This window comes from Stutzerimonas stutzeri, assembly GCF_000935215.1.
Classification (GTDB): Bacteria; Pseudomonadota; Gammaproteobacteria; order Pseudomonadales; family Pseudomonadaceae; genus Stutzerimonas.
In genome coordinates this window covers 30,142-43,736 of the sequence record NZ_JXXD01000113.1, presented here as the reverse complement: position 1 = coordinate 43,736, position 13,595 = coordinate 30,142, and the positions used below count along the sequence as shown (strand labels likewise).

Below are 13,595 nucleotides of genomic sequence, written 5' to 3'. Positions count from 1 at the left end.
ATCCTGCAACGCGGCCAAGGCCTGCCATGCATGCGCGAGCTCAGCCACGTCCAGCAGTTCATCGATCCGCTCTCGTCGTGGCAGCAACCTGGGTGCGGGCAGCTGTGCAGTGGCGTGCCTGGACAAGGCCCGCAACAGACTGTGCAGCTGGCTGTGCGCCTGGTCCTGCCAGTTGATCTGGACCAGCCCCTCGATGAGTTCGGGCTGTTGCTCGTCCATCAGGCAGCGGTCGGCAAGACCGATGTCCAGTGCATCGCGGGCATTCACCCGCGTGCCGGTGAGGCCCAGAAACAGACCCAGCTTGCCAGCCAGGCGAGGAAGGAACCAGCTCGCGCCGACATCCGTATGTAGGCCGATGGCGACTTCCGGCATCGCCAGCCAACTATCCGGTGTAACGATGCGGATCGTCGCGCTCTGCAGGAGCCCCATACCGCCGCCCATCACGTAGCCATGGCCCCAGCAGATCAGCGGCTTCGGGTAATGGTGCAGCAGGTGGACGAGGCGGTACTCGTCGGCAAAGAAACGCTCGGCCAAGGCCGGCACCGTTCCGGGCTCGCCTCGGCAGGCCTCTGCAAGGCGGCGTACGTCGCCACCGGCGCAGAACGCCTTGGCACCGTTCCCGCGTAACAGCACGCAGGCGACTGCCGGCTCGTTGGCCCAGCGGCCAAGCTGGTCAAGCAGTGCGTCGATCATCGGCAGGCTCAAGGCGTTGAGTTGCTGCGCGGTGTTCAGGGTGACAATGGCTATTCGCATGCCATGCAGGGCGGGGCGTTCTTCGAAGGTGACGTGCATGTAATCCTCGGCGCCGGATCGGTGGGCAGGTCCTGTAAGGCTGCGTTTGGTACGGCGGTCATCGGTTGCGCCAGCGAGGGTCGCGCTTCTCGAGGAACGCATTGACACCCTCCAGGGTGTCGTCGGCCTCGAACAGCTCGACGAAGGCCTCGCGCTCGGCGGCGGCAAGCGTATTGGGCACACGTTTACGGGCCGCATCGATCAGCGGCTTGATGGCACGCACCGCAACAGGGCTTTGCCGCGCGACCCGGGATGCGAGCATCAATGCGTGGCCACGCGACTGGCCGGGCTCGACCACCTGCTCCACCAGTCCGATGCGCAGCGCAGTTTCTGCCGTGATGCGCTCGCCACAGAGGATCATGCGTTTGGCCCAGCCTTCGCCCACCAGCCAGGCCAGTGCCTGGGTGCCGCCCGCACAGGGCAGCAGGCCCACCGATGCCTCCGGCAAGCCCATTTGCGCCTGCTGCTCGGCGATGCGCAGGTCGCAGGCCAGTGCGCATTCCAAGCCCCCGCCAAGGGCGAATCCGTTGACTGCAGCGATGGAGACACCGCGGAAATCGCGCAGCGCCTCAAAGGCTTCGCCAAAGCGGCGGGCCATTTCCCGGGCTCGGATGCGATCGCCGTCAGCGAAAAGTTTCAGGTCCGCACCCGCGCTGAAGAACTTCTCGCCCTGACCGCAGATCACCAGTGCGTAGATTTCGTCATCGTGGTTCAGATGGTCGATGATCTGCTTGAGCCCGATGAGTGACTCGCGGTCCCAGGTGTTGGCAGGCGGATGGTTGATCGTGATGAGGGCGGTGTGACCATGCTTTTCCACGGTCAGCTTGTGGGTCAGGTCGAAGACACCGGCTTGGTAGGGCTCTACTGCAGTGCTCATGGTCGAAATCCTCGTGCGTTTCAGGGCTCCGCTGACGAGCGACCGGTAACGTCGCTCCTCTTGAGAGTCCTTCAATGCAGCGAGGTTGCAGCGTTCCGGTCGGTCAGACGACCCGATGGAGCGCCCGGCTACTGTCCCAGTTGCTCCATCGTTCTGTCACTGTAGCCTAGCCGGCTGCCCGCCCGCGCGACGCTCTTCCTGCCATTCGGCCAGCGACGGCGCAGCCTGCTCGCCGGATAAACGGTGGACGATCTCGAAATAGTCCTGCTTGAAGCGATCCTTGAGCACTTCTTCGCGTGGTTTTACCTGAATGGCGTAGACGGTCTGCACGTTCTGGTGGTCGAACTCGCGCCACTGCTGCTGATCCTTGAGCAGGCTGTAGCTGTGGTTTTCCAGGGCCGTGATGACTTGCTCACTGCCGATGCTCTTGGCGCGAGTGGCGGCATCTGCCCACTGATAGACGATGCTGTAGGCCGAGGCGGCAGAGCTCGATGGGTGCGTCTGGTAACGCTCACCGAAGTCGCGCACGAATGCCTTGCCGCGTTCGGAACCTTCGAGCTCGGGTACGCGCCAGGTCCAGGGCTCGGTGCCGAGCACGCCGCGCATGATGTCCGGGCCGGCGAGTTCGACCATGGACTGCGTCAGGTTGGGAACCGCAATCTGCATCTTCTTGTTCAAGTCGAGTTCGTCGGCGATACGCATGGCTCGCACCATGTCTTCGCCAAACAGGACCAATACCAGGACCTCGGCACCGCTGTTGGCCGCCTTTTCCAGCGCCGCGCGGTAGTCGGACAGGCGCGCGCCGGGGAAGGCCGTCTTGACCCCCTGGTGCTTGTTCTGGTCGACGGTGCCGGTCGCCTGGCGCAGCGAGCTCTCGCTGGTGTGGCCCCAGGTATAGTCGGAGGTGATGTAGAAGTAGGTCTTGCCGGGCATTTTGTCGTTCAGATACTGCCCCAGCACCCGCGCGCTCATCCATGCGTTATTGCACTCGCGGAACATGTAACGGTGGCCATCCTTGCCAGTTGTGTCGTTGGAGTAGGTCAGGGTGCCGAAGTAGAGCAGCCCCCGCTCCTTGGCGCGCTTGCTCGCGGCAATGGCCACCGCGCTGGATACGCCGCCGAACAGCATGGCGACGCCTTCATCCGCCATCTTGTCGACGTTGGCAACGGCCTTTTCGGGGCGGGATGCGGTATTGCGGCTGATCAGGCGTAGCGGGCGGCCCAGAACGCCGCCCGCCTCGTTGATCTCGTCGATTGCCAACAAGGCTCCGCGCATTTGTGCAAGGCCTTCTTCCTTGTAGCTGCCGGTACGGGGGTAATTGAGGCCGAGCGTGATGGGGTCAGCAGCCTGAGCCGTAAGACAGAACCCCAGCCCTAGCGCCAGAAGGGTGATCCGGTTCATAGCATGTTCCTTGTTATAGCTTTTGTTATTGGTTTATTGGCAGTTAGCTTTTTTACCCTGCCGCCGGTGCGTGCGTCACTCTTTATGTGCTGCTCGAAGGCAGCGCCGGCGTCAGTACGTGAGCCAGGTGCGATTATGACTAAAGGAGGGAGGGTGGATCTTGCGGTGACGCCGTGATTTCGCCGGTTTGCGGTTGACAACCATGATGGCGTTTTTTAGGGTTCGGCGGCTACGCCATCCGGAAACAGCTCATGACTCAAGACGATCGCATCAGGCTGGAGGCTGGCTGGAAAGAAGCGCTGCGCGAGGAGTTCGACAAGCCATACATGCTTGAGCTTGGCGCTTTCCTTCGGCGAGAGAAGGCTGCGGGCAAGGTGATATTTCCGCCGGGGCCGATGATCTTCAACGCGCTCAATTCCACGCCGCTCGATCAGGTCAAGGTAGTGATCCTTGGGCAGGACCCCTACCACGGTGCCGGTCAGGCCCATGGGCTTTGCTTTTCGGTACAGCCGGGCGTGGCACCACCGCCGTCACTGCAGAACATCTTCAAGGAACTCAAGCGCGACTTGAATCTTGATATCCCTCGGCATGGCTATCTGCAGCACTGGGCAGAACAGGGCGTGCTATTGCTCAATACTTCGCTCACCGTGGAACAGGGTGTCGCCGGTTCGCATGCCAAAGCGGGGTGGCAGCTATTCACCGATCGAATCATTGAGGTGGTCAGCGAGCGGCGTCCGCACCTGGTATTCATGCTTTGGGGCGCCCATGCGCAATCCAAATCGAAACTGATAGACGCCACGCGGCATCTGATGCTGAAGTCGGTGCATCCTTCGCCCCTCTCGGCGCACCGCGGATTCATCGGTAACGGTCACTTCAGTCGCGCCAACCAGTTTCTCAGGCAGCAGGGGATGCAGGTGATCGACTGGCAACTTCCGGCTGAGGTTTAGCCCGACACCCAGGCGGTATCGGGCTAGGTTTTGGTCAGTCTTTGGCGCCGTGCTTGGCCTGAAGATCCTTGGCCTGCTTGAGATGCTCTTCCAGCTTCGGCAGCGTTTTTTGAGCGAACTGCTTCAGGTCGGCGTTCTCGCCACCCTCCACGTAGTCCTGATACATCTCGATGGTCTGCTCGTGAGCGACGACCTGATTGTTGGCGTAGGCTTCGTCGAAATTCTCGCCATCACGCAGCTTCAGGATCATGGCTTTGGCCTTGTCCATCAGCGTGGCCTCGTCGGACATTTCCAGGTCTTTGGCCTGCGCCAGTTGCGCAAGCTCCTGATTGGCCTTGGTGTGGTCGTCGATCATCATCTGGGCGAATTGCTTCACATCCTCCGACGTACCCTTGTTCAGGGCCATCTTCGCCGTTTCGATTTCTGCAATACCTTTGGCCGAAGCCTCATCGACGAAGTTTTCGCCTTCGGCGGCAAGCGCCAGGTTAGCCGCTACTCCGAACAGCAAGGCGAATGCGCCCGAGAAAATTGTTTTGGTTGCTCTGGTCATTGCGTTCTCCTTTCTTCACCTGACTTGTGTTGGCCGGGAGGCAGACACAAGGCGCGATGCGGCGAGATTGCCGTCCCTTTTTGTGACTAGGTGCCATAGGGACGGTTCCTCGCTTTCGGGCGAACGGTGTTCGGTGCTTACTGAAGCATGCTCATGGCTGCGTCCATGGCGGCAGACAGGTCCTCGTCCTCCTGCATCAGTTCGCTCGGATCGAGCCCCAGCTTGGCGAAGGCGGGAACCTCGCTCCAGTCCAGCTGCGCGTAAGGGTGCTGGGTGCCCATATAGCTCTGCAGGGTGGCGACTTGCACCACGTCTACATAATCGACTGCGGCCGAATTGCGCTGGAAATCGGTGTACTGACCAGCCACCGACACGATTGCCTCCGGGAAATCCCAGGTGCGCAGGATTTTCTCACCCACCATCGGGTGAATCTTGTCGATGACGTGATTGAGGCTGAACGAGTCCGATAGCAGGGCGCTGTGCTCTTCTGCGTAGGTCAGGATCGGCAATATGCCGATCTGATGGACCAGTCCGGCGAGGGTCGCTTGATCAGGCATCAATCGTGTGTAGTGACGGCAGAGCACATGACTGATGGCGGCGACCTCGGTGCTCTTGTTCCAGACCTCGCGCATCTTGCGATCGACGACATCGGTGGTCGCCTGGAACATCTGCTCCATCGCCAGGCCTGTGGCCAGGTTGCAGGTGTAATTGATGCCGAGACGGCTGACCGCCATCTGCAGATCGTCGATCTCGCGACTGGTACGCAGCAGCGGGCTGTTGACCACCTTGATGATGCGTGCGGCGAGGGCTGCGTCGGCGCCTATCACCTTGCTCAGTGCCGGAATGCTGATGTCCGGGTCCTCGGCCGCCTCGCGGACGCGCAATGCCACCTCCGGCAGGGTAGGTAGAACCAATTCATCGTTCTCGATCGCGAGCGTCAGATCGCGCTGGACTTTCTCGGCAAGGGTGCTCATGTCATTCCTTTATGTGTCGGTCAGTGTCGCTAGGGCGCTTCAGGTCAGGGTGCTTTCCCGTGGTCCATGGTGCGCCTCTCAGGTATTTGCTTTCTGGCTCCGGTTCGCACTAGCGCTGAATTTCCAGGTCCGCATTCAGGCTGTAGGGAAGCTCGAGCAGGCTCATCGGCAATCCGTCCGGGGAGCCCAGATACAGGCGGCCGTCAGCGGCGGCGTCCTCCTGCAGTACGGCCAGCAGCTCGATTCGGTCGGTGTCACTGGCGGCTAGCACGACCTCACCGACGCTGGAGCCATGCACCGGCGAGAAAATCTCAACGCCCGGAGCGGGCAGCTCGTCCTGTCTGCCTTCGATCAACAGCCGCTGCAGGCGGCGCTTGAGTTTGCCCAGATACTGCATGCGCGCGACGATTTCCTGGCCGGTATAGCAGCCCTTTTTGAAACTCACGCCGCCCAGCGCCTGCAAATTGATCATCTGCGGGATGAACAGCTCGCGAGTGCTGCCGAATACCTGGCCGATGCCGGCGCGAACCTGGTCCAGCAGCCAGCGATTGACCGGCGCTTCCTGAAGCTGCGCGGCCAGGCGCGTGCGAACCTGCTCGGCGTCGGCGCCTGGGGTCCAGAGCTCAACGCGGCCATCCTGCAGACGGATCGCGATCATGCCGTGGCTCCGCACCACACTGTCGGCGGTCAGCGGCAGATCCAGGCCCAGGCTGACCAGCGAGCCGTCTCCGCCCGCAAGACCGAATCGGCACCAGTCGGCGCTCTCGTCGTTCAGGCGGGACTTGGAAAATACGGCGTACTTGTTCAGATCGGCTTGTTGCAGTTGCAGCAGCTCACTGGCCATCGCCAGCAGGTAACCGTCGCCATCCAGCACGATGCGGAAACTCGACTGCATGCGCCCCTTGGGCGTGCAGCGTGCGCCCAGACTGGATGTCTCGGCGGTGAGGTAGCTGAGGTTGCAGGTCAGCTGACCCTGGAGGAACTTGCTGGCATCCGGGCCGCGTACGGCAAGGACGCCTTCATGCGACAGAACGCAAAAATAAGCAGTGTCGGTCATGATTGGTCGTCGTCAGAATCCGGGTGGGCATCATAGCAGCCCGACGGAAACGGTTGCGTGATGACGGGTTTGCAGCTCGACGAAAAAAGCGACTGATGAGTTCGGTGCAGCCGCTATAATGCGCGCCTTCTCAAAAGGAGCCGATGTATGGCTGAGCAATCCGAACTCAATCGTCTGTTTTGGCAAAGCCGTCGCGGCATGTTGGAGCTGGATGTGTTGCTGGTGCCTTTCGTCAAGGAGGTCTATCCAGGTCTCGATGAGGAAGATCAGCACCGCTATCGCAAGCTGCTGAGTTGCGAGGATCAGGACATGTTCGGCTGGTTCATGCAGCGCGGCGAGCCCGAGGATGAGGACCTGCGGCGCATGGTTCGCATGATCCTCGATCGTGTCCAGCCTAAGTAATCAATCATTCGAGTGTCGCTGGCAGCCGTCCAGCTGGTTGTTGACACTCTATCTCGGGGTTCAGGCGCTCGGCCTGGCCGCCATCGTGCTGTCGGCTGCGCCGCTATGGTTGCAGCTGATAGCGCTTCTGTTTTGTCTGACCCACGCGCTGTGGGTGTTGCCGCGCGGGATTCTACTGTCCAGTCGGGATGCCTGGTCTGGCCTGCGCCACGATGCTGCGGGCTGGCACCTGTGGAGCGAGCGGCAAGGATGGCAGGCAGTTCAGTTGCTGCCTGACAGCCTGGCGCTGCCACTGATAGTCGTGCTGCGTTTTCGCGTGCCGGGCCGGCGGTTAGCTGGCAGCATCTGCGTGCCCCGCGACGCACTACCGCGAGAGCAGCATCGTCGACTGCGGGTGCGGCTCAAGTTCAGTCGACGTAGGTGGGCGGCGCCAGAATAGTGTCGACCGCTTGCGGCAGCAGCTCCGGGTAGTCGAGGGTGTAGTGCAGTCCTCGGCTCTCCTTGCGCAGCATAGCCGAGCGAATCATCAGGTCTGCAACCAGCGCCAGATTGCGTAGTTCGAGCAAGTCACGACTGACCTTGTAGTTGCTGTAGAACTCGTCGATCTCGCTCAGCAGCAGGCGCACTCGGTGCTGCGCGCGCATCAGCCGTTTGTTGGTGCGGACGATGCCGACGTAGTCCCACATGAAGCGCCGCAGCTCGTCCCAGTTGTGCGCGATGATCACGTCTTCGTCGGAGTCGGTCACCTGGCTGGCGTCCCATGCAGGTAACGTTGCTGCGTTGGTGACTTGGGGCAGTTCGCGCAGGATATCCTGAGCGGCTGCCCGGCCGTAGACGAAGCATTCGAGCAGCGAGTTGCTGGCCATGCGGTTCGCGCCGTGCAGGCCCGTGAAACTGGTCTCGCCGATGGCGTAGAGGCCCGGGATATCGGTGCGTCCAGCCTGGTCCACGACTACGCCGCCGCAGGTGTAGTGCGCTGCGGGCACCACCGGAATCGGCTGGCTGGTGATGTCGATGCCGTATTCCAGACAGCGCTCGTAGACGGTGGGGAAGTGGCTTTTGATGAACTCGGCAGGCTTGTGGCTGATATCGAGGTAGACGCAGTCGATGCCCAGTCGCTTCATTTCGTGGTCGATTGCGCGTGCGACGATATCGCGCGGGGCGAGTTCCTCCCTGGCATCGAAACGCGGCATGAAACGCTCGCCGTTAGGCAGCTTGAGCAAGGCACCTTCCCCGCGCAGGGCTTCGGTCACCAGAAAGCTCTTCGCTTGCGGGTGATAGAGGCAGGTAGGGTGGAACTGGTTGAATTCCAGATTGCCGACGCGGCAGCCCGCTCGCCAGGCCATGGCAATGCCGTCGCCGCACGCGCTGTCCGGGTTGCTGGTGTACAGGTAAACCTTGGCCGCGCCGCCGGTAGCCAGTACGACGAATCGTGACTGGAAGGTTTCGACCTCGCCGGTGCTGCGATTGAGCACATAGGCGCCCAGGCAGCGTCTGCCCGGCAGCCCGAGTTTGTGTTCGGTGATCAGGTCGACTGCAACGCGCTGCTGTAGAAGCTCGATATTGCTCTGCTTTCTGGCCTGGCCAAGCAGCGTGTTGAAAATGGCTGCGCCAGTGGCGTCGGCTGCGTGAATGATGCGCCGATGGCTATGGCCGCCCTCGCGAGTCAGGTGAAATTCGAAACTGCCGTCTTCGCGATCCGGGGCATTGTCCCGCGTGAAGGGCACCCCTTGCTCGATCAGCCACTGGATGGCCTCGTTGCTGTGCTCGACCGTGAAACGGACGGCGTCTTCGCGGCACAGGCCTCCTCCGGCGATGAGGGTGTCGGCGACATGTGACTCTACGGTGTCGGTCGTATCCAGTACTGCGGCGACGCCACCTTGGGCCCAGTAGGTGGAGCCGTTGGAGAGATCGCCCTTGCTGAGAACGGCGATGCGAAGATCGGTCGGCAGGTTGAGTGCCAAGGTCAAGCCGGCGGCACCGCTGCCGATGACCAGCACGTCGTATCGTAGAACCTGGTTCATGTCCAATTCCGGCGGGAAAAACGAGCCCTAGTATATAGACGGGATGTAGCGCCAAAATAGGCGACTGTGTGTTTGTCTTCTAACGAAGGGAACTTTTCCTTCGCGGAGTGGCTCAATAGGCAGTTATGAATGCAAACCAGCTGGCCATCGTGAATGGGCGGTGCGAGTTTGCTATGGACACCAGGACGGCGTCGTCAGCAATGGCGCAACGCTGTGGTGCAATCGCCGTCAGGTATTGCAGGATAGCTTGCTAGGAGGGGGGAGAACTTTTGCGTAAAGCCCGGGTCTATTCTGGCAGGTCGGTTCGCTGGTGTGAGCGACGCTACTCCGCTACCGAGGAGGAGCGTTCATGTTGACTCAGGAGCAGGACCAGCAGCTGGTTGAACGAGTGCAGCGTGGTGACAAGCGGGCGTTTGATCTGCTGGTAATGAAATACCAGCACAAGATCCTTGGGTTGATCGTGCGGTTCGTGCATGACTCTCATGAAGCTCAGGATGTTGCCCAAGAGGCTTTTATCAAAGCCTACCGCGCACTCGCCAATTTTCGCGGTGACAGCGCTTTCTACACCTGGCTGTACCGCATCGCCATCAATACGGCGAAGAATCATCTGGTGGCGCGCGGCAGACGCCCGCCGGATAGTGATGTGAGTTCCGAGGACGCCGAGTTTTATGAGGGCGATCACGCTCTCAAGGACATCGAGTCACCGGAACGCTCGCTGCTCAGGGATGAGATTGAAGATACCGTTCATCGAACCATTCAACTTTTGCCAGAAGATTTGCGTACGGCTCTAACACTGCGTGAATTTGATGGTCTTAGTTATGAAGACATTGCGAGCGTCATGCAGTGTCCGGTGGGCACAGTGCGTTCCCGGATCTTCCGGGCACGTGAAGCCATAGATAAAGCATTGCAACCCTTGTTGCATGAATCCTGAGACAGCGGCGACAGCCAAGAGAGGAACCGCCATGAGTCGTGAAGCCCTGCATGAATCGCTGTCCGCGGTGATGGATAACGAAGCGGACGAGTTGGAATTACGTCGCATGCTCGCAGGCGACAACCCGGAGCTACGTGCTACCTGGTCGCGTTATCAACTTGCCCGTGCCGCCATGCACAAGGAGTTGATCGAGCCGCGCCTGGATATCGCTTCTGCGGTATCGGCTGCGTTGGCTGATGAAGCCGCGCCGGTCAAGGCGCAACGTAACGGATGGAAAGGCCTCGGCCGGCTGGCAGTGGCTGCTTCGGTTACAGTCGCTGTTCTGGCCGGTGTACGTCTGTACAATCAGAATGAGGTTGCTGGTCCGCAGCTAGCGCAGCAGGCTCCGCAACCAAGTATTTCGGTTCCGCAGACCAGTCAAGGGCCGGCGGTTCTGGCTGGTTACAGTGAGCAAACCGAAGCGCCTGCACAGGCAGCGGCAGATGGCGCTCCGGTAGAGCGCTGGCACGAAGAGCGTCTGCCTTCATATGTTCGTCAGCATGCCCAGCAAGCTGCCTTTGGTAATGGATCGGAGAGCGCGCTGCCTTACGCTCGCGCGGCCAGCATGGAAGAACGTTAGGGAGAAACATGCGCGTATTACCGCTGTATGTGGTGATGGGGGGCTGGCTATCGATGCCGGCCCTTGCTGCTGATGCCGAGTCCTGGATGGAGCGACTTGCGGCGGCAGAGCAGAAACAGAGTTATACCGGTACGTTCGTCTACGAACGCAATGGTAGCTTTTCCAGTCATGCCGTGTGGCAGCAGGTCGAAGAAGGTCAAGTGCAGGAGCGATTGCTTCAGCTTGACGGAGCTCCGGCTGAAGTTCTGCTGGTAAATGGTCAGATGCAATGCGCTACCGATGACCTCGCGGCGCAAGTGCGTGAAGCGCAAGCCTGGCACGGGCAGCGTCTCGATCCGAAAGCACTCTCCGAGTGGTACGAATTCCGTGAGATCGGGGATTCAAGAGTTGCTGGCCGCCCTGCCGTGGCGCTGGCTGTCGTGCCGAAGGATCAGCACCGTTACGGCTTCGAACTGCATCTCGACCAAGATACCGCATTGCCCCTCAAGTCGCTGATGCTGAACGAGAAAGGGCAGCTGCTCGAGCGTTTCCAATTCACCCAGTTCACGGCTGGCAGTGTATCTGCCGAGCAACTGAAGCCCGGCGCCGATTGCAATCCAGTGACCGTGAACCGGCGCGAGGCGAATCCTACATCGCCCTGGCGCTCCGACTGGTTGCCTTCCGGCTTCACGCTACTGGATGCCAACGAACGACCTAGTCCCGCCTCTTCCGAAACTGTTTCCTGGTTGTCCTACGGTGATGGTCTAGCGAAGTTTTCCGTGTTTCTGGAGCCGCTGCGCGGCGCCTTGGTTGAGGACGCGCGAAGCCAGATGGGGCCTACCGTCGCGGTCTCTAAGCGCATCAGTACTGCGGATGGCGATGTCATGGTGACCGTGGTGGGCGAGATTCCACTTGGTACGGCTGAGCGGGTTGCCCTGTCCATGCGAGCCAGTTCGGAACAGGCACAACGATGATCGAAGAGCCTGGGCGGGTAGTCGCGCTGGATGTCGGCGCTGTATGGGTCGAGACTCGGCGCAAGACTACCTGCTCTGGCTGTTCCGCGAAGAGTGGCTGTGGCCAAGGCTTGATGGATACCCTCGGTGTTCGCGAACAGCGCGGCCTCATCAGAGCGCTCTGCGATCTCCACCTGCAGGTCGGTGACGGTGTCGTTGTGGGCATCCGCGAGGACGTGTTGCTGCGTGGTGCCGTCCTTGTCTATCTTCTCCCTCTTATCGTGCTGATGGCGGCCGCTTCGCTGGCCGCTCAGCTGTCGACGCGTGAGCCGATCGTTATTCTGGCAGGTCTCGGGGGCTTCTTCATTTCCTGGCTATTCGTGCGTATGCGAAGCCGCCGTAGCGCAGCTGACCCGAATCTGCAGCCGGTGGTTTTGCGCGCCATGCTCGCGGGGCCTGCGAGTCCCTGAGCTTCCTTGTTTTGTCAGTGGGGAGACTTGTAGTCATGTTCAATCGAAACAGCTGCTTCGCCTTCGTGGCGGGCCTGGCATTGCTGGGCCACGCTGTCGTTGCCCAGGCGGAATTGCCTGATTTCACGCCGCTGGTCGAAAGTGCCTCGCCAGCGGTAGTCAATATCAGCACCAAGCAGAAGGTGCAGAGCCGCGGTGCGACTGCGCAGATGCCGGAACTCGAAGGGCTGCCGCCGATTTTTCGCGAGTTCTTCGAACACAGCATCCCACAGATGCCGGGCGCCCCGGGTCGCGGCCAGCAGCGTGAAGCGCAGTCGCTCGGTTCGGGTTTCATCATTTCCGAAGACGGTTATGTCCTGACCAACAATCACGTGGTTGCCGATGCCGACGAAATCATCGTTCGTCTGCCGGATCGAAGCGAGCTGGAAGCCAAGCTTATCGGTGCCGATCCGCGCTCCGACGTGGCGGTGCTGAAGGTCGAGGGCAAGGGACTGCCGACCGTCAAGATTGGCCGTTCTGATGAGCTGAAAGCAGGGGAGTGGGTGCTCGCCATTGGCTCGCCGTTTGGTTTCGATCATACGGTGACCGCCGGCATTGTCAGTGCGACTGGCCGCAGCTTGCCCAATGAGAGCTACGTGCCGTTCATTCAGACCGACGTGGCAATCAACCCGGGTAATTCCGGTGGTCCGCTGTTTAACCTCGACGGTGAGGTGATTGGCATCAACTCGCAGATATTCACGCGCTCCGGTGGCTTCATGGGGCTGTCCTTCGCCATTCCGATCGATGTGGCAATGGATGTTGCCAATCAGCTGCGAACCGAAGGCAAGGTGAGTCGGGGCTGGCTTGGCGTGGTCATCCAGGAAGTCAACAAGGACCTGGCTGAGTCTTTTGGTCTTGAGCGTCCAGCGGGTGCCCTGGTGGCTCAGGTTATGGATGGCGGTCCGGCAGCGCGCGGTGGCCTGCGTGTCGGTGATGTGATTCTGAGCCTCAACGACAAGCCGATTGTCATGTCTGCTGATCTGCCTCATTTGGTCGGAGCACTCAAGCCTGGCAGCTCCGCACGAATGGAAGTGGTTCGCGACGGTGATCGCAAGATGCTCGACGTCAAGATCGGCGCCATGCCGGAAGAGGGCGAATCCGTGGCAGCCTCTGGTGGCGGCCAGGAACGCAGCGATAACCGCCTGGGTGTAAAAGTCACTGAGCTGACCGATGAGCAGAAGAAGAGCCTGGATTTACCGGGCGGCGTGGTGATCACTGAGATTCTCAACGGGCCGGCTGCGATGATTGGGCTGCGCCCGGGCGATGTCATCACCCATCTGAATAATCAGGCGATCAATTCGGCGGCAACATTTGCTCGAGTGGCTGAGCAGTTGCCGAAGAATCGATCTGTTTCGATGCGAGTTCTGCGCCAGGGGCGTGCGAGTTTCATTACTTTCAAGCTCGCTGAATAAGACGCTGGCTGGTGAATCTGGAAGGGCGGTTATTACCGCCCTTTTTCATTTTCAAGACGTAACAGTACGTCCGTTGCGTTGCTCATCAGCTGCGGATGGCTTGTGCGTGGCACTGCAAGGGTTGATCAGTTACACTTCGCGGCTATTTTCGGCGGGCAATCGGCCCGC

General features: G+C 60.6%; 15 protein-coding genes. 8 read left to right on the top strand and 7 right to left on the bottom strand.

Annotated elements, in window-relative coordinates:
• From LO50_RS12640 to LO50_RS12630, 3 genes are all read right to left on the bottom strand, one after another.
• On the bottom strand, positions 1–792 hold a 792-nt coding region (locus LO50_RS12640), incomplete at its 3' end, for an enoyl-CoA hydratase/isomerase family protein (RefSeq protein ID WP_044315225.1).
• A 58-nt stretch (positions 793–850) separates the two neighbouring features.
• Positions 851–1,669 (bottom strand): enoyl-CoA hydratase, encoded by an 819-nt coding sequence (locus LO50_RS12635; RefSeq protein ID WP_044315224.1) that lies wholly within the window; start codon positions 1,667–1,669, stop codon positions 851–853.
• 156 nt (positions 1,670–1,825) lie between these two features.
• Positions 1,826–3,070 (bottom strand): ABC transporter substrate-binding protein, encoded by a 1,245-nt coding sequence (locus LO50_RS12630; protein WP_044315223.1) that lies wholly within the window; start codon positions 3,068–3,070, stop codon positions 1,826–1,828.
• Positions 3,071–3,321: 251 nt separating this feature from the next.
• Between LO50_RS12630 and ung the strand changes: the two genes are divergently transcribed.
• Positions 3,322–4,017: a uracil-DNA glycosylase gene (ung, locus tag LO50_RS12625; protein ID WP_014819511.1), complete on the top strand. Its 696-nt coding sequence runs from the start codon at positions 3,322–3,324 to the stop codon at positions 4,015–4,017.
• 34 nt (positions 4,018–4,051) lie between these two features.
• Here the strand turns inward: ung and LO50_RS12620 are convergent, their stop codons facing one another.
• From LO50_RS12620 to ygfZ, 3 genes are all read right to left on the bottom strand, one after another.
• Positions 4,052–4,567 carry a DUF4142 domain-containing protein gene (locus tag LO50_RS12620; protein WP_044315222.1) on the bottom strand — a complete coding sequence of 172 codons (516 nt, stop codon included), beginning with the start codon at positions 4,565–4,567 and terminating at the stop codon, positions 4,052–4,054.
• Between the two features lie 137 nt (positions 4,568–4,704).
• On the bottom strand, positions 4,705–5,541 hold the full coding sequence (locus tag LO50_RS12615; RefSeq protein ID WP_014819513.1) for an HDOD domain-containing protein: 837 nt from the start codon (positions 5,539–5,541) through the stop codon (positions 4,705–4,707).
• A gap of 109 nt (positions 5,542–5,650) precedes the next feature.
• Positions 5,651–6,598, bottom strand: coding sequence for a CAF17-like 4Fe-4S cluster assembly/insertion protein YgfZ (gene ygfZ, locus LO50_RS12610; protein WP_023443965.1), 948 nt, complete (start codon positions 6,596–6,598; stop codon positions 5,651–5,653).
• Positions 6,599–6,745: 147 nt separating this feature from the next.
• On the opposite strand from ygfZ, the gene LO50_RS12605 reads away from it, so the two are divergent.
• Positions 6,746–7,000, top strand: coding sequence for an FAD assembly factor SdhE (locus tag LO50_RS12605; protein ID WP_014819515.1), 255 nt, complete (start codon positions 6,746–6,748; stop codon positions 6,998–7,000).
• Positions 6,984–7,439 carry a protein YgfX gene (locus LO50_RS24160; protein ID WP_080902107.1) on the top strand — a complete coding sequence of 152 codons (456 nt, stop codon included), beginning with the start codon at positions 6,984–6,986 and terminating at the stop codon, positions 7,437–7,439. The genes LO50_RS12605 and LO50_RS24160 overlap by 17 nt, the downstream gene beginning before the upstream one ends.
• On the opposite strand, the gene nadB is transcribed toward LO50_RS24160, so the two are convergent.
• A complete protein-coding gene (gene nadB, locus LO50_RS12600; protein WP_042926723.1) occupies positions 7,408–9,024 on the bottom strand; it encodes an L-aspartate oxidase in 1,617 nt (538 codons plus the stop codon). The two genes, LO50_RS24160 and nadB, sit on opposite strands and share 32 nt — an antisense overlap.
• A gap of 349 nt (positions 9,025–9,373) precedes the next feature.
• On the opposite strand from nadB, the gene rpoE reads away from it, so the two are divergent.
• Genes rpoE through LO50_RS12575 form a run of 5 tightly spaced genes read left to right on the top strand, consistent with a single transcriptional unit; the run spans position 9,374 to position 13,427 of the window.
• Positions 9,374–9,955 (top strand): RNA polymerase sigma factor RpoE/AlgU, encoded by a 582-nt coding sequence (rpoE, locus tag LO50_RS12595; RefSeq protein ID WP_003282114.1) that lies wholly within the window; start codon positions 9,374–9,376, stop codon positions 9,953–9,955.
• Positions 9,956–9,986: 31 nt separating this feature from the next.
• Positions 9,987–10,574 carry a sigma-E factor negative regulatory protein gene (locus LO50_RS12590; protein ID WP_014819517.1) on the top strand — a complete coding sequence of 196 codons (588 nt, stop codon included), beginning with the start codon at positions 9,987–9,989 and terminating at the stop codon, positions 10,572–10,574.
• A gap of 8 nt (positions 10,575–10,582) precedes the next feature.
• On the top strand, positions 10,583–11,527 hold the full coding sequence (locus LO50_RS12585; protein WP_044315221.1) for a MucB/RseB C-terminal domain-containing protein: 945 nt from the start codon (positions 10,583–10,585) through the stop codon (positions 11,525–11,527).
• Positions 11,524–11,976: a SoxR reducing system RseC family protein gene (locus tag LO50_RS12580; RefSeq protein WP_044315220.1), complete on the top strand. Its 453-nt coding sequence runs from the start codon at positions 11,524–11,526 to the stop codon at positions 11,974–11,976. The genes LO50_RS12585 and LO50_RS12580 overlap by 4 nt, the downstream gene beginning before the upstream one ends.
• A 35-nt stretch (positions 11,977–12,011) precedes the next feature.
• Positions 12,012–13,427, top strand: coding sequence for a DegQ family serine endoprotease (locus LO50_RS12575; RefSeq protein WP_023443961.1), 1,416 nt, complete (start codon positions 12,012–12,014; stop codon positions 13,425–13,427).
• Positions 13,428–13,595 lie beyond the last annotated feature (168 nt).